The sequence below is a fragment of the Pseudomonas sp. Pse79 genome (genome assembly GCF_024519615.1).
GTDB lineage: Bacteria > Pseudomonadota > Gammaproteobacteria > Pseudomonadales > Pseudomonadaceae > Aquipseudomonas > Aquipseudomonas veronii.
Genome location: NZ_JALJRR010000009.1, coordinates 33827 through 49254, shown reverse-complemented (window position 1 = coordinate 49254; position 15428 = coordinate 33827). Strand labels below are relative to the sequence as shown.

General features: G+C 62.9%; 13 protein-coding genes and 1 pseudogene. 4 read left to right on the top strand and 10 right to left on the bottom strand.

The genetic code is table 11. The features are described 5' to 3' along the window. Positions 1-24: 24 nt before the first annotated feature. Both NR164_RS30560 and NR164_RS30555 read left to right on the top strand, forming a co-directional pair. Positions 25-1284: pseudogene (locus NR164_RS30560) on the top strand (methyl-accepting chemotaxis protein); the annotation flags it as partial. After that, positions 1276-2139, top strand: coding sequence for a methyl-accepting chemotaxis protein (locus NR164_RS30555; RefSeq protein WP_372340286.1), 864 nt, complete (start codon positions 1276-1278; stop codon positions 2137-2139). The pseudogene NR164_RS30560 and the gene NR164_RS30555, both read left to right, overlap by 9 nt. Before the next feature lie 605 nt (positions 2140-2744). On the opposite strand, the gene NR164_RS13520 is transcribed toward NR164_RS30555, so the two are convergent. Genes NR164_RS13520 through NR164_RS13505 form a run of 4 tightly spaced genes read right to left on the bottom strand, consistent with a single transcriptional unit; the run spans position 2745 to position 6830 of the window. After that, positions 2745-3113 carry a glyoxalase superfamily protein gene (locus NR164_RS13520; protein ID WP_017847743.1) on the bottom strand — a complete coding sequence of 123 codons (369 nt, stop codon included), beginning with the start codon at positions 3111-3113 and terminating at the stop codon, positions 2745-2747. 29 nt (positions 3114-3142) lie between these two features. Further along, a complete protein-coding gene (locus NR164_RS13515) occupies positions 3143-4606 on the bottom strand; it encodes an amidohydrolase family protein (RefSeq protein WP_128192591.1) in 1464 nt (487 codons plus the stop codon). A gap of 1 nt (position 4607) precedes the next feature. Then, positions 4608-5468 (bottom strand): MurR/RpiR family transcriptional regulator, encoded by an 861-nt coding sequence (locus NR164_RS13510; RefSeq protein WP_057005291.1) that lies wholly within the window; start codon positions 5466-5468, stop codon positions 4608-4610. Positions 5469-5480: 12 nt separating this feature from the next. Then, the gene (locus NR164_RS13505) at positions 5481-6830 is read right to left on the bottom strand and encodes a gluconate:H+ symporter (protein ID WP_198718519.1); all 1350 of its coding nucleotides are present in this window, start codon (positions 6828-6830) and stop codon (positions 5481-5483) included. Positions 6831-7078: 248 nt separating this feature from the next. On the opposite strand from NR164_RS13505, the gene NR164_RS13500 reads away from it, so the two are divergent. After that, the gene (locus NR164_RS13500) at positions 7079-7459 is read left to right on the top strand and encodes a lysozyme inhibitor LprI family protein (protein ID WP_201021530.1); all 381 of its coding nucleotides are present in this window, start codon (positions 7079-7081) and stop codon (positions 7457-7459) included. 132 nt (positions 7460-7591) lie between these two features. On the opposite strand, the gene NR164_RS13495 is transcribed toward NR164_RS13500, so the two are convergent. The 5 genes from NR164_RS13495 to NR164_RS13475 all read right to left on the bottom strand — a co-directional run bounded on the left by NR164_RS13495 (position 7592) and on the right by NR164_RS13475 (position 12655). Beyond that, entirely contained in the window at positions 7592-9037 is a 1446-nt protein-coding gene (locus tag NR164_RS13495; protein WP_079444687.1) for a SulP family inorganic anion transporter, read from the bottom strand. Positions 9038-9252: 215 nt separating this feature from the next. Next, on the bottom strand, positions 9253-10146 hold the full coding sequence (locus NR164_RS13490; RefSeq protein WP_046382083.1) for an NAD-dependent epimerase/dehydratase family protein: 894 nt from the start codon (positions 10144-10146) through the stop codon (positions 9253-9255). 103 nt (positions 10147-10249) lie between these two features. Further along, a complete protein-coding gene (locus NR164_RS13485; protein ID WP_017847736.1) occupies positions 10250-11146 on the bottom strand; it encodes a LysR family transcriptional regulator in 897 nt (298 codons plus the stop codon). 30 nt (positions 11147-11176) lie between these two features. After that, entirely contained in the window at positions 11177-11767 is a 591-nt protein-coding gene (locus NR164_RS13480; RefSeq protein ID WP_046382082.1) for an NAD(P)H-dependent oxidoreductase, read from the bottom strand. 123 nt (positions 11768-11890) lie between these two features. Then, a complete protein-coding gene (locus tag NR164_RS13475) occupies positions 11891-12655 on the bottom strand; it encodes a sulfite exporter TauE/SafE family protein (RefSeq protein ID WP_108524598.1) in 765 nt (254 codons plus the stop codon). A gap of 184 nt (positions 12656-12839) precedes the next feature. Here NR164_RS13475 and NR164_RS13470 point away from each other — a divergent pair, with 184 nt between their 5' ends. Beyond that, complete coding sequence (locus NR164_RS13470; RefSeq protein ID WP_256822852.1) at positions 12840-13736, top strand: LysR substrate-binding domain-containing protein; 897 nt, start codon at positions 12840-12842, stop codon at positions 13734-13736. Here NR164_RS13470 and NR164_RS13465 read toward each other — a convergent pair. Then, the gene (locus NR164_RS13465; RefSeq protein WP_046488211.1) at positions 13682-15088 is read right to left on the bottom strand and encodes an amino acid permease; all 1407 of its coding nucleotides are present in this window, start codon (positions 15086-15088) and stop codon (positions 13682-13684) included. The two genes, NR164_RS13470 and NR164_RS13465, sit on opposite strands and share 55 nt — an antisense overlap. Positions 15089-15428 lie beyond the last annotated feature (340 nt).

The window sequence follows — 15428 nt, the reverse complement described above, 5'->3', positions numbered from 1 at the left end:
AAAGGGCCAGCAGACTAGCACAGAATGCGCGTGCGGAATGAGCCCCGCCCACGTCATGCCTGCCTGGCGCCGATGCTCGGTGATGCAGGGTCCCGTACATCGCGCGGACTAATTAATCGTTTCAGTTTCCCCTGTGCCCGCCGATATGGCCTAAACACCTTGGCTGGCTCAAACAACAACACCGTCCAGCAGACAAACATCATTTTTGCGGAGCACTCGATGAACAGCTGGTTCGGTAACATCAGCGTCAACCTCAAACTGGGCCTGGGCTTCGGCCTGGTGCTTGTCCTCACCTCGATCCTGGCGCTGACCGGCTGGACCAGCCTCGGCGGCCTGATCGACCGTAGCAACTGGATGAGCGACATCACCCAGCTCAACGCCTCCCTGACCAAGCTGCGCATCGTGCGCCTGCAATACATGCTGGCCAACGGCGATGAAAGCGTGGCGCAGAACGTACAAACCAGCCTGGATGCCTTCGCCGCCCAGCAGCAAACACTCCTGGACAGCTTCAAGAGCCCGGACAACGTCAAACTGCTCAACGAGCAGAAAACCGTCATCACGGCGTATCAGCAATCGCTGAACAAAATGCGTGAGGCCTACCGTGCCGGCAATGCTGCGCGCCAGGTCATGGGCGATAAGGCCGACATCGCCAACGCCCAGATCGACGCACTGGACAGCAGTGTGCAGCAGACGCCCGACAACCCCGAGCGCTTCACCCAGTACCAGGCCGTGACTCATGCCAAACAAGAGTTCCAGTTGGCCCGCTACGAAGTGCGCGGCTACACCGGCAACGTCAACGCCGACACCGAAGCCCGCGCCGCCGCCCAGATCGAAAAAGCCATCACCGGCTTGAAAGGCCTCGGCGCGGCGTTCGGCGGCAGCCAACAGGTCGCGCTCAGCGCCCTGGAAAGCGCGCTCGGCGCCTATCGCAGTGCGGTGCAGAACTACAAGGCGGCTAACGCCAATATCGTCGCCGCGCGCGCCGAAATGACCACCCAAGGGGCGGATATCGTCACCATCAGCGACAAGCTCTACGACATCCAGCTCACCCGCCGCGACGCCGAAAGCGCCCAAGCCCGCAGCCTGCAATTGATCAGCACGCTGCTCGCGTTACTGGTCGGCATCGTCGCGGCACTGGTGATCACCCGCCAGATCACACGCCCGATCCAGGAAACCCTGGCCGTGGTCGAACGCATTGCCTCCGGCGACCTGAGCCACAATATCCAGGTCACCCGCCGCGATGAACTGGGCGTACTGCAACAAGGCATCCAGCGCATGGGCACGACCCTGCGCGAGTTGATCAGCGGCATTCGTGACGGCGTGACCCAGATCGCCAGCGCCGCCGAAGAGTTGTCGGCCGTGACCGAACAGACCAGTGCCGGGGTGAACAGCCAGAAGATCGAAACCGATCAAGTCGCCACCGCCATGCACGAAATGACCGCCACCGTGCAGGAAGTCGCACGCAACGCCGAGCAAGCCTCCCGGGCCGCTGCCGATGCCGATGGCCAAGCCCGCGCAGGCGACAAGGTGGTGGCCGAAGCCATCGCCCAGATCGAACGCCTGGCCGCCGAAGTGGCGCGTTCCACCGACGCCATGAGCCATCTGCAACAAGAGAGCAACAAAATCGGCAGCGTGATGGACGTGATCAAGGCCGTGGCCGAGCAGACCAACCTGCTCGCGCTCAACGCCGCGATTGAAGCGGCGCGTGCCGGTGAAGCCGGTCGCGGCTTTGCCGTCGTCGCCGACGAAGTGCGTGGCCTGGCCCAGCGCACGCAGAAATCCACCGAAGAAATCGAAGGCCTGGTGGCCGGCTTGCAGAACGGCACCCAGCAGGTGGCCGCGGTGATGAACAACAGCCGCAGCCTCACCGACAGCAGCGTCGAACTGACGCGCAAGGCCGGCGTATCCCTGGAAAACATCACCCGCACGGTGTCGAACATCCAGTCGATGAACCAGCAGATCGCAGCGGCAGCCGAAGAGCAAAGCGCCGTGGCCGAAGAAATCAGCCGCAGCATCATCAACGTGCGTGACGTGTCGGAACAGACCGCTACCGCGAGTGACGAGACGGCCAAGTCGAGTGTGGAACTAGCGCGCTTGGGCAGCCAGTTGCAGCAGATGGTCAGCCACTTCCGGGTGTAAAAACCAAAAAGCCGCCTCGGTATGCACCGGGGCGGCTCCACTTCTCAGACCTTAGCGGTCATCGAAGCTGTCTCGCAGGAATGTCCATACGTGATAAACACGCAAGGCATTCATGACGAGGTTCCACGCATGTCGTGCAAACTTAGACATACTCGGCCCTCCATGAGTTGGGCCTTGCCTCCAGCGCACTTACCGGAACATGTGAGCCTTTGGATGCACGTCAGTGCTCCTGTGAGGCGGCTGGGTTTATGGTCCTCTTGCATGAATCCGGCACGGATTACTAGCCCGTGGCAGTCGGTCCAAAATTTGCGCGCGAACCCAGCCAACCTACCTCACGATGAACGCAGAACGAGGGCGATACTAGCTCACTCCCCTACGCCAAGGTGTGACAAGCAACGGCCAATTCCCCTTAAAAGTTGTTGCTGTTTTTTGCGGGGCTCAAGTGAAAGACCACCTATCGTCAGGCCTTGCATAAAGCCCCGAAGCGGCAGTAGTATCGCCAACACGTCAGTGCTTCCTGTGAGATCGCAACCCCAACCGCAAACCGGGTTTGCACAAAAAAACCGCCCTACTAAGGCGGTTTTTTATTGCCTGCGATTTACCCCTCAGCCCTCGCCTTCCTCGACAAACACCAGCCGATTGCCAAACGGATCGTGGATGCTCATCTCCCGCGAACCCCAGGGCATTTCTTCAACGCCTGGCTTGGCAAAACGATAGTCCTTGCCCTGCAATTGCTGCTGATAGGCGTCTACACCCTGCGCCTGAATCCGCACCGCCGCACCCGGCGATGCATCGCCATGGTGCTCGGACAAATGCAGTACGCACTCACCCAACGACACCTGCAGGTACAACGGAAAATTCGCCTCGAAGCGATGTTGCCAATCGACCTTGAACCCAAGGAAGTCGACATAAAACTCCAACGCCTTGGCCTCGTCGAAAATCCGCAGGATGGGGGTGACTTTTCCTAAGTGCATGGCAACCGCTCCGTGTGTAAGAGCGCCCACTATAGAGTCGAAAACCCAGCCCGCAAATCCCCACTGCGCGCCAGGAACCGCCCCGGCCGCTGACCATTCGGCTGCCCGTCGCTGTAGCTCAACACGCCGTTGACCCACACGCCATCAATCCCTTCTGCCGCCTGCTGCGGCGCCTTGAAATCCGCCACATCGCGCACGCGCAACGGATCGAACAGCACCAAGTCGGCCCAGTGCCCTACACGGATTTCGCCCCGCTCCGACAAGCCGAATCGCGCCGCCGACAAGCCGGTCATCTTATGCACCGCCGTGTGCAGCGGGAACAGCCCGACGTCCCGACTGAAGTGGCCCAACACCCGTGGAAACGCGCCCCACAAGCGCGGATGCGGGAACGGATCTTCAGGCAACCCATCCGACCCGACCATCGACAGCGGATGCGCGAGGATACGGCGCACATCCGCTTCGTCCATGCCGTAATACACCGCCCCCGCCGGTTGCAGGCGACGGGCCGCGTCCATCAGCGAAACATCCCACTCGGCGGCGATCGCCTGCAAGTCGCGCCCGCCCATTTCCGGGTGCGCTGTCGACCAGGTGATGGTGATGCGAAATGCATCGGTGACTTGCTTGAGATCCAGGGTCGAAGAACTCGCCGCATAGGGATAACAATCACACCCCACCGGATGGGTTTTCGCCGCCTGCTCCAGCGCCGCCAACAGCTGCGGACTACGCCCCCAGTTACCCGCGCCGGCACATTTGAGGTGGGAAATGATCACCGGCACCTGAGCATGCCGACCGATCAGAAACGCCTCGTCCATGGCCGCCAGCACCGGTTCGAACTCACTGCGCAGATGGGTGGTGTACACCGCGCCGAACGCCGTCAGTTCTTCGCTCAGTTGCAGCACTTCATCGGTCTCGGCATTGAACGCGCTGGCGTAGGCCAGGCCGGTGGATAAGCCAAGGGCGCCATCCTCCAGGCTCTCGCGCAACTGCGCGCGCATCGCGGCGATTTCATCGAAAGTGGCGCTGCGATGCAGGTCGTCCATATGGTTGCTGCGCAGCGCCGTGTGGCCGATCAGCGCCGCGACGTTGACCGCCGGCTGGGCGCGTTCCACGGCGGCGCGGTAATCGGCAAAACGCGGATAGGTGAACGCTTCACGCGGGCCCAGCAGGTTCATCGGGTCCGGCGGCTCAGCGCGCAAACTTACGGGCGAGGCGCTGATACCGCAGTTGCCGACAATCACCGTGGTCACGCCCTGGCTGAGCTTGGGCAGCATCTGCGGCTGACGGATCACCACCGTGTCATCGTGGGTGTGTACATCGATAAACCCCGGCGCCAACACCCGGCCGCGGGCGTCGATCACCTGCGTGGCCAGCGCGGCCGACAAGTCGCCGATCGCCTCGATACGCCCGTCGCGCAGCCCCACATCGGCGACATACCCAGGCGTGTTGCGGCCATCCATGACCAGCGCCTGGCGGATCAGCGTGTCGTACTGCATATCAGTCTCCCAGCGGCAGGCTGTCGGGCCCACCGCGATAGTCGTCGAGGGCCAGCTTGATGCGGCGCAGGCGTTCCTGGTTGTCGTCCGGCATGGCCAGCGCCAGCTCGGTGGCGAGCAGGTCGATGGCCAGCAGCATGCCGTAGCGCGCCGCCGTGGGTTTGTAGATGAAGCTGGTTTCGGCCGGTTGCAGCGCCAGCACCACATCCGCCAGCCCGGCCAGGGGTGAAGCGGCCAGGGTGATGGCGACGATGGGCGTGTCGTAGTTGCGCGCCAGGGCCACCACGTCCAGCAACTCCGGGGTGAGGCCGCTGAGCGAACAGACGATCAGCGCCTGCTCGGGCCCCAGCGTCGCCGCCGTGACGCGCATCATCACCGGGTCATGGCAGGCGGCAATCGGATAGCCCAGGCGCACCAGACGCACTTGCAACTCATCGCTGCACAGGCTCGATGGGCCGCCCATGCCGAACGCGTGGATCATCCGCGCCTTGCCCAGCAGGCTGACCGCATCGACGAAGCCGGCCTGATCGAACCCCGACAAGTGCTGGCGCAACGTCGCCTCGATATCACCGAGAATCTGCCGATGAAACCCCGACTGCTCAGGCTTGCCCGCCGGGTCGAGGAAGCGGCTGCCCACGCCACTGGCCTGAGCCAGTTGCAGGCGCAAGTCGCGCAAATCCCGGCACCCGACGCTGCGCGCAAACCGCGACAACGTCGCGGTGCTGACCTCGGCGCGTTGGGACAACGCCTCCAGGCTAGCCGACGCGGCAAAGCCCACGTCATCGAGCATCAGCTTGGCGATACGCCCTTCGCCGGCACTGAAAGACGCCTGGCGGGCGCGGATCTGGTAGAGGATGTCCATGGAGGCTCCGGGTTACAGGACGCAGGACAGACCATACGTCAGACCGAAGGCGACCAGCGAAATCAGGGTCTCCAACACGGTCCAGGTCTTGAAGGTCTGGATCACAGTCATATTGAAGTATTCCTTGATCAGCCAGAAGCCGCCGTCGTTGACGTGGGAAAAGATCACCGAACCCGCCCCGGTCGCCAGCACCAGCAATTCAGGGTGTGGATAACCCAGGCCCAGCGCAACCGGCGCAACCACCCCGGAAGCGGTGGTCATGGCCACGGTGGCCGAGCCGGTGGCGATACGCATCAACGCGGCGAACAACCAGCCCATCACCAGCGGCGACAGGTTGAACGCGTGGGCCAGGCCGAGGATTTCGTTGGTCACGCCGGCGTCCACCAGAATCCGGTTCAACCCGCCGCCCGCGCCCACCAGCAAGGTGATACTCGCGGTCGGCGCCAGGCATTCGTTGGTGAACTTGAGGATCGACTCGCGGTTGAAACCCTGCGCCAGGCCGAGGGTCCAGAAACTCACCAGGGTCGCCACCAGCAGCGCGATCACCGAGTTGCCGATAAACAACAGGAACTGGTTGAAACCGCTGCCGGGCGTGGAAATCAGATTGGCCCAGCCGCCGATCATCATCAGCACCACCGGCAACAGAATGGTGCCCATGGTCAGGGCGAAACTCGGCAAACGGCTGCGTGGCTCGCGCTCGATGAACTGGCGCTCCAGCGGGTTTTCCGCCGGCAGGTGAATGCGCGGCACGATGAACTTGGCGTACAGCGGGCCGGCGATGATCGCCGTGGGAATGCCGATCAAAATCGCATAGAGCACGGTCTGCCCGACCGAGGCGTTATACGCCAGCACCGCCATCATCGCCGCCGGGTGCGGCGGCACCAGCGCATGCACCACCGACAGGCCGGCAACCATCGGCAAGCCGACCATCAGGATCGACACCCCCACACGCCGCGCCACGGTAAAGGCGATCGGCACCAGCAACACAAAACCGACCTCGAAAAACAGCGGCAGCCCCACCAGAAAGGCAATGCACACCATCGCCCAATGGGCATTGCGCTCGCCGAACCGGTTGATCAACGTGCGTGCCACCTGCTCGGCGCCGCCGGATTCAGCCATCATCTTGCCGAGCATGGTGCCCAGCGCGACCACCAGGGCGATATGCCCCAGGGTTTTGCCGACGCCCGCTTCGTAGGAGCCCATGATGGTGTCCGCCGGCATCCCGGCCATCAGCGCCAGGCCGATGGACACCAGGGTGATGACGATAAACGGGTTGAGTCGGTAACGTGCAATCAGCACGATCAAAGCAATGATGGCGATGGCGGCGTATGCCAATAGCCCGAAGCCCGGTGATGCGGCCATGCGGTACTCCTCGGAAAGGGTCACGTCGAATTGGTTGTGAAACTCATAAATCATTACCGAGGAGCATTTTCAATTTTTATGAAAGTAATTTTCGCCCACAGATAAGCGCTGTCGCGTTGGGACATGCCCAACGGCCGCGCATGAAAATTCGGGGGGTGTTCTTACATCAAATTCAGAAAAGACCGGAAACTCAACGCGCACGCTTGAGTCTTAAAATGCGCCCCCACGAACATCCAGGACACTCGATCATGACCCGCACCTCTCTCACCGCCTGCGCCCTGCTGCTCGCCCTGTGCGGCAGCGCGTCGGCCGCCGACAACGCCGCACTGAAGAAATGCATGGACAGCGCCAACACGACCGTGGACATGGTCAAGTGCAACACCCAGCAGGCCAAGGTGCAGGACAAACGCCTGAACACTGCCTACCAGGCCGCCCTCGCCGCCCAGGAAGGCGCGCGCAAGCAGCAATTGCAGGACGTGCAGCGCCTGTGGATCAAATACCGCGATGCCAATTGCGCCTTTGCCGGCAGTGCCACCGGCGGCAGCATCGATCAGGTCAACGGCTCCGCCTGTGTACTGGACATGACCCAGACCCGCGCCCAGGAACTGGAAGACCTGGTCGGGCCGTAATGAATGAAAACCCTCGCCCTCCCGTAGGAGCGAGCTTGCTCGCGAAAATCGTCAACGATGACGCGTGTTGCCTGGATAGACGTGGCGCTCTCGGGTTTTTCGCGAGCAAGCTCGCTCCTACAGGGGTTGCGGTCAGTCGTGATGGACCTTGGCGCGCTTGAGCAGCTTCTTGCAGCGCTCGGACAAATGCAGCACGCGCAGATGCTTGCCGGCCTTGCTGTAACGCTCGCGCAAGGTCATCAGCGCGGCAATCGCGGAGTAGTCGACAACGCTCAGGTGGCGGCAATCCAGCGTCACCGCGGCCGGGTCGTTGGCCGGGTCGAATTGATTCAAAAACGGCGTGGTCGAGGCAAAGAACAACGTGCCATGCACGCGGTAGAGTTTGCTGCCGTCCGCTTCCAGATATTCATCGGCGTACAGTTCACGCGCCTGTTGCCAGGCGAAGTTCAGCGCCGCGATCACGATCCCGCAGAGCACCGCCGTGGCCAGGTCGGTGAACACGGTGATCACGGTCACCGCAATGATCACCAGCACGTCATTGAGCGGCACCTTGTTGATCACCCGCAGCGACGCCCAGGCGAAGGTCTGCTGCGACACCACGAACATCACCCCGACCAGCGCCGCCAGCGGGATGCGCTCGATCAGCGGTGACAGAAACAGAATGAACAACAGGATCATCACCCCAGCCAAGACCCCGGACAAACGTCCGCGCCCGCCGGAGCTGAGGTTGATCACGGTTTGCCCGATCATCGCGCAACCGCCCATGCCGCCGAACAGGCCCGAGAGCATATTCGCCGCGCCCAGGGCCATGCTTTCGCGGTCGGGGTAGCCGCGGCTCTCGGTGATTTCGTCGGTGAGGTTGAGGGTCAACAGGGTTTCCAGCAGGCCGACCATCGCCATCAGAAACGCGTAGGGCGCGATGATGCCGAGGGTATCCAGGCTCCAGGGGATCTGCGGCAGCGCGAAGCTCGGCAGGCCACCGGCGATGTGGGCCATGTCGCCCAGCGTGCGCGTCGGCAAGCCCAGCAGGTACACCGCCAAGCCCACGCCGAGGATCGCCACCAGGGCGGGCGGCACGGCACGGGTCAGGCGCGGCAGCAGGTAGACAATGGCCATGGTCACCAGCACCAGGCCGCTCATCACATACAGCGGCGTGCCGCTGAGCCAGGTATCACCGCTCTTGAAATGCTCCAACTGCGCCAGGGCGATGATGATCGCCAGGCCGTTGACGAACCCCAGCATCACCGGGTGCGGCACCATCCGCACCAGCTTGCCCAGGCGCAGCAGGCCGAAGACCAGCATGATCAGCCCGCCCAGCAGCACCGTCGCGAGCAAATACTCCACGCCGTGTTGCACCACCAGCGCGACGATCACCACCGCCATCGACCCTGCGGCGCCAGAGACCATCCCCGGCCGCCCGCCGAACAATGCCGTGAGGGTGCAGATGATGAACGCGCCGTAGAGCCCCATCAGCGGGTTGAGATGCGCCACCAGGGCAAAGGCGATGCACTCGGGCAGCAAGGCAAAAGACGTGGTGAGGCCGGCCAGGGCGTCGGCGCGAAGACGGGTGAGGTTCATGAGGTACCGGGCATTGCGGGGAATAAGGCGGGGAATGGTACGGAAATGCGGGCGGTGGGGCCAGTGAAGCGTCAGGGCAGATTGACCGGGATGCCCCGTTCGCGGGCAAGCCCACTCCCATGGTTTGATCGGTGCACCCGTTATCGAGGTGTGAACACCGTCAAATGTGGGAGTGGGCTTGCCCGCGAAGGGTGCACCACGGTCTCACGCCGACATCAGACCATTTCGCGGCGAATCCACTCCACCACCGATGTGCGCTTGGGCGCCCACCCCAACAATTCACGGGCATGCTTGCCGCGCACCCGGCTGTTGGAACCCAGGCCGTAGTTGGCCATTTCATAGCCCCATTCGGCTTCTGCGGCGGCCAACGGCCAGTCCTGCGGCTTGCCCAGGTTCAGGGCTTCGGCGATGGCGGTGGTCATGTCGATGAACGCCGCTTCACCGCTTTCCACGAAGTAGAACGTGCCCGGCACATTCTTCTCCAGCGCCAGCAGATAGAGCGCGACCACGTCCTCGATATGCACATTGGACCAGATGTTCTGCCCCGTACCGACATGACGCACCACCCCGCTCTTGCGCGCCTGCTTGAGCAAGCGCGGCAGTTGCACGCTGTCGCGCTTCACGCCCAGGCTGTGGCCGTAGATCAGGGTGTTGCAGATCACCGCCGAGTTCACCCCGTCTTGGGCGGCTGCCAGGATCAGGTTGTCGATGGCGACACGTGCGGCCTTGTCGACGGTCGGTTCCGGCAGGTGGTCTTCGAAGTAGATGACATCGCTGGCCTTGCCGCCCGATGCATCGCCGACGATGCTCGAACCGCTGGTGTGCAGGAACGGTTTGTTCGAACCTTTCAAGGCGGCCAACAGCGTTTCCACCGCCGCGCGATGGTCGCTGCTGGCGGCGTTGATCACCGCGTCGGCCTGCCGGGCCTGTTCGGTCAACACCGCACGGTCATCCAGGGTGCCGATGACCGGGGTGATGCCCAGGGCCGTCATCTCGGCGGCTTGATCGGCGCTGCGCACCAGGCCCGTCACATGGTGGCCGGCCTTGACCAGGCCGGTGGCGATGGAGCCGCCGATAAATCCGGCGGCGCCGGTAACGAATACGTTCATGGAGGTCTCTCCTGACTGAGTAAGTGATGGGCCCAGTATCAAGCCCCCATCCCTGGCGAATAAGACCGTGTTGCCCAATTCAATCTTGCGCGCAGGTCACGAATCAGCAGGCGTACCGCGCCAGCTTGGCCTGGATGAAGTCCAGGAAGCATTGGATGCGCAAGGCCAGTTGCGAGTTGCGGTAAAACACCGCGTGGATCGGCTGGCGATAACCGCTGTTGAAGGCCTCCAGCAGCGGCACCAGGCGCCCGGCGTCGATGTCGTCGCTGGTCATGAAGTTCGACAGGCAGCCAATGCCCTGCCCTTCGAGCGCCAGTTGGCGCACGGTTTCACCGCTGGACGCGGCAATGCCGGGCTCGATCAGCCAGCGGTCACCCGCCACGTGGCGCAACGGCCAGTGGTTGAGCGTCTCGGTCTGGGTGAAGCCGAGCAAGGTGTGCTCGGCCAACTCGGCGACCGTCGTCGGCGTGCCGTACTGCTTGAGGTAAGCGGGGCTGGCGAGGATATGCAGCGGGGTGCAGCCCAGGGACCGCGCATGCAGGGTGGAATCGGCCAGCGCGCCGATGCGAATCGCAATGTCGGTGCTCTGCTCCAACAGGTCGATGATCAAGTCATCACTGTTCAACTCCAGCTGGATCTCTGGGTACAGCCCGCGAAATTCGGCGATGTACGGCACGATCCCATGCAGCATGAACGGCACGGCGGCGTTGATGCGCAAGCGCCCCGCCGGTTTCTTCTGGCGCGACGACAAGCGTTCCTCCAGATCATCCATCTGCGCCAGGATCACCTTGGCCTGTTCGAAGAAGTACTTGCCCTCCTCGGTCAGGTCCATGCGCCGCGTGGTGCGGTTGATCAGCGTGGTGTCGAGCTTGGCTTCCAGGCGCGACAAGGTGCGGCTGACCGCCGACGGCGTCTGCCCGACCTGCTCCGCCGCTGCCGAAATCGAGCCGCACTCAATCACGTTGACGAAGATCTGTAGCTCATCGGATCGGGCTTTCACAGGCTGTCCTCTTTCTCGGTTCAGCGCAGCTTACACCGAGAGGTCGAACACCTGCGCCAGATGCTGCTCGTAGCGCGCCACGTCGGCGTCGATGGCCGGGCGCTTCATGACGTCCACGCAGAGGAACGTCGGCAAGGCCGTCATGCCGAGGAACTCATTGGCCTTGTGAAACGCGAAGTACACCGCGTCCACACCTTTGCCCTCAAAGAAATCGCTCGGGTCGTCGAAGGCTTGCTGCGGGGCGTTCCAGGTCAGCGACAACATGTATTGCTTGCCGTGGATCAGGCCGCCGCTGCCGTATTTCTGCGAGGCGTCGGAACGGGTACGGCCATCGCTGGCGTAGAGGCTGCCGTGGCCTTCGGTGAAGACTTCGTCGATGTACTTCTTCACGATCCACGGCGCGCCCATCCACCAGCCGGGCATCTGGTAGATGATCACGTCGGCCCAGAGGAATTTGGCGACTTCTTCGGCGACGTCGTAGCCTTCATCGATATGCGTGACCTTGACGTCGATACCGCCACGGTCGAGCACAGCCACGGCGGCGTCATGCAGGGTGCTGTTGTAGCGACCGTCGGAGTGGGCGAATTTTTTACCGCCGTTGAGCAGCAGGACTTTTTTCATGGGGGAGCGCCTTGAGATTAAAAATGTCTGAAGGCAGGGTATCGATGTGCCTTGCGCGGAATAAGCCTTGGCGCGGCAAAATACATTTGACTGAAAATCACGAATCAAACTCTATTATTGCCTTTATCCACTGATCAACAGATGCGCGCCCAACAGCGCCATGCCGATAAAAAACACCCGCTTGAACAACACGGCACTGATCCGTTGGCGCAACGCCTGCCCCAGCCACATGCCCAACAAGGCCGGCGCCAGCGCCAACAACGAGGCATTGATCTCGCCGCCGCCGAGGCTGCCGCGCCAGGCCAACCCGGCCGCCAGCGCCAGTGTCGACACGCTGAACGACAGCCCCAACGCCTGCACCAACTGATCGCGATTCAACCCCAGCGCTTGCAGATACGGCACCGCCGGAATCACGAAGACGCCGGTGGCCGCGGTGATCAGGCCGGTGACCAGCCCACACACCGGCGCCAACCAACGCTCGGTCGCGGGCGTCACCTTGAATGCGGGCAGGAACAGCCCACTCAACGCATACACCAGCAAGGCCGCGCCCAATGCGCGCACCACCCCGGCGCCACTGCCCATTCCCAGCCACAGCGTGCCCAACCCGGTGCCGAGGACAATCAACAGCAACAGCGGCCACAAGCGCTTGAGCAACACGCTCAAGTGGCCGCCGAAGGCCAGTTGCCAAAGGTTGGTCACCGTCGAAGGGATGATCAGCAACGCCGCAGCCTGCGCCGGCAACATAGCCAGGCCGAGCAAGCCCATGGCGACGGTGGGCAGGCCCAGGCCGATCACACCTTTGACGGTGCCGGCCAGCAGGAAGGTGCCGATCACCAGCAGGGTCAGGGCGGGGCCGAGGTTTTGGTAGAACGCGAGGAAGGTTGTCATCGGCCGAGTGTGGGGCTTTTCGCTGGGCGCGAAAATTCACCATATACTGAGGCAGCCTCTTGTTTTGCATGAGGCTGATGCCGCCATCGCGGGCAAGCCCCCTCCCACTGTTGAAATGCATTCCAAGTGTGGGAGCGGGCTTGCTCGCGATAGCGCCAGTCCAGCGAAAGGAAATCTTCCAGCCATGCACTTTGACCTGATCGACCTGCGCCTCTACCTGCACGTCCTCGATGCCGGCAACATCACCGCCGGCGCCAGCCGCAGCCACTTGTCCCTGGCCGCCGCCAGCGCGCGCATCCGCGCGATGGAAGCTGCGCTCGGGGTTGAATGCCTTGAACGCGGCCGTCGTGGCGTCACGCCGACGGCTGCGGGCCAGGCCTTGGCGCGTCATGCCCGGCTGTTGCTGCAACAGGCCGAGCACCTGCAACAGGACCTGGCGGAATACGCCAACGGCGTCAAAGGCCAGGTGCGCCTGCTGTGCAACACCACCGCCCTCAGCGAATACCTGCCGGAACTGCTGGCGGATTTCCTGCGCGACCACCCCAACCTGGACATCGACCTGCAGGAACTGCCCAGCCTGCGCATCACCCAGGCCTTGCGCCAGGGCACCGCAGACCTCGGGATCATCTCCGACGCGGTGGACACCCACGGCTTGCAGACCCTGGCGTTTCGCGACGATCCGCTGGTGCTGGTCATGCCGCTGGAGCATCCGTTGGCGGCAAGTACGGTGAGTTTTATCGACAGCCTGCATTACGACTATGTGGGCCTGGCCGCCCACAGCGCGCTGGCGGTGTACCTGGAAGAACAGGCGTTGCACGCGGGGTTTCGCTTGCACACGCGGATCCGCGCCGAGGGTTTTGACGGCGTGCTGCGCATGGTCGCACGCGGTGCGGGCCTGGGGATCGTGCCCCAGGCGGCGCTGGCGCGCTGGCCGTGGGCGCAGCGCGTCAAGCCCCAGCCGTTGCGAGAAGCTTGGGCCTGTCGAACGCTGCTGTTATGCGCGCGCTCGTTCGAACACCTGCCGGGTTATGCCAGGGCCTTGCTCGACGCCTTGGCCCTGCCCTTGCGGAAAAATCCGTAATACACCGCCGACAGAATCAGCAGGAACGGCACGCCGAACACCAAGGTCATCTTGAACGCGTCGGTGAAATACGTGGTGATCATCACCGCGCCCATCAGCACCAGGCCCAGCAGCGTGCTGTAGGGAAACAGGCGCAGCTGGAACGACAACTTCGCCCCGCCATGACGCTTGCGATAACGGCGGAAGAACAGGTGCGTCAGGAAGATCATGAACCAGGTGAAGATCGCGCCGAACATCGAGATCGCCATCATCAGCGTGAACGAGCTTTCCGGGTAGACCACGTTAAGCAAGGTCGCCAGGCCGATGCCCGAGCTGGACAGCAACAAGGCGTTCAGCGGGATGCCGCTCTTGCTCAACGCGCCCATGGACGTGGGCGCAAAGCCGGCGCGGGACAGGCTGAACATCATGCGCGTGGTGATGTAGAGCTGGCTGTTCATCGCTGACAGCGCCGCGATCAGGATCACGAAATTCATCACCCCGGTGGCGCCGGGAATGCCGAGGGTCTGCATCACCGTGACGAACGGGCTCTGCGTCTGCCCGGCCTGGTTCCACGGCACGATGGCCAGCATCAGCGCCAGGGTCAGCAGGTAAAACACCACCAGGCGCACGATGGTCGCGCGAAAGGCTTTCTTCACCGCCTGCTCCGGGTCGGCCGCTTCACCGGCGGCGACGGCGATCATCTCTACGCTCAAGTAGCTGAAGATCGAGACGATCACTGCGATCCACATACCGCTCAAGCCATGCGGGAAAAAGCCGTCGTGGGCCGTGTAGTTCTGCACCCCGTACTGCGGGTTACCGGAGCCGAACACCACGTACACCGCGAGGAGGATGAAACCGACGATGGCGCTGATCTTGATCGTCGAAAACCAGTATTCGAAGTTGCCGAAGGTTTTCACGCTGATGGCATTGAGCAGGATCAGCACGCTGGAGAACGACACGATCCACACCCACTCCGGCACGTTGGCGAACCAGTACTTCATGTACATCGCCACCGCCGTGACCTCGGCGCCCACCGCCAGCACAATCGCCGCCCAATAGGCGTAGCGCACCAGGAACCCGGCCAGCGGGCTGATGTAGAACTCGGCGTAGGCCCCGAAGGAGCCGGAGGTGGAATGGGCCACCGTCATCTCCGCCAGGCAGCCCATCAGCAGCAAGGTGATCAACGCTCCGATGGCGTAACTCAGCAGCACGCTGGGCCCGGCATAGCCGATGGCATAGGCGCTGCCCATGAACAGCCCGGTGCCGATGGCGCCACCGATGGCGATCATGCTCATCTGGCCGGAAGTGAGCTGGCGCCTCAGGCCCAGTTCGCGGTGGGTGATTTCTGCAAAGCCGTCGTTTGGCGTGGTCACGTGGTGTGCCCCTTATTGTTGTGATTGCACGATTTGTCTGTTGCCGCAGATCCCCTGTGGGAGGGGGCTTGCTGGTGATAGCAGTCTTTCAGTCGATACCTAGGTGACTGATCCGCCGCCATCGGGGGCAAGCCCCCTCCCACATTGAGCCTGCGTCAGACACTCAGCCGCCGCCATCGGGGGCAAGCCCCCTCCCACATTGAGCCTGCGTCAGGCACTCAATGGATGAACACCGCAGACCCCATATAGCAGTCTTTCAGTCGATACCTAGGTGACTGATCCGCCGCCATCGGGGGCAAGCCCCCGATGGCGGTGTGTCGGTCGCCGGATTCACACGCTG